The organism is Pseudomonas sp. AC463, from assembly GCF_979253585.1.
In genome coordinates this window covers 1-257 of record NZ_CEEDDZ010000826.1, presented here as the reverse complement: position 1 = coordinate 257, position 257 = coordinate 1, and the positions used below count along the sequence as shown (strand labels likewise).

Genomic DNA, 257 nt, shown 5'->3' with positions numbered 1-257 from the left:
AAAGCGGCCAGTACGACAACACGGTGATCGTCTTCATGTCCGACAACGGCGCAGCGGCGGAAAATCATGCGCAGTTCTATCCGCCCGGGGTGAACACCGATAACAGCCTGGCCAATCTGGGCCAGCGAGGCTCGCAGATCGACTATGGGTTGCGTTGGGCGGAAGTCAGTGCCGCGCCTTTTCACTTGTTCAAGGGCACCACGGCCGAAGGCGGAATCAGTGTGCCGGCGATCATTCAACTGCCCAAGACACTGCGT

1 protein-coding gene is annotated in these 257 nt (G+C 59.5%); it reads left to right on the top strand.

Annotation, left to right across the window (positions count from 1 at the left end):
• Window positions 1–257, top strand: a 257-nt coding sequence (locus AC0IYH_RS32540) for a sulfatase-like hydrolase/transferase (protein ID WP_471838477.1), incomplete at both ends; no start/stop codon positions are given.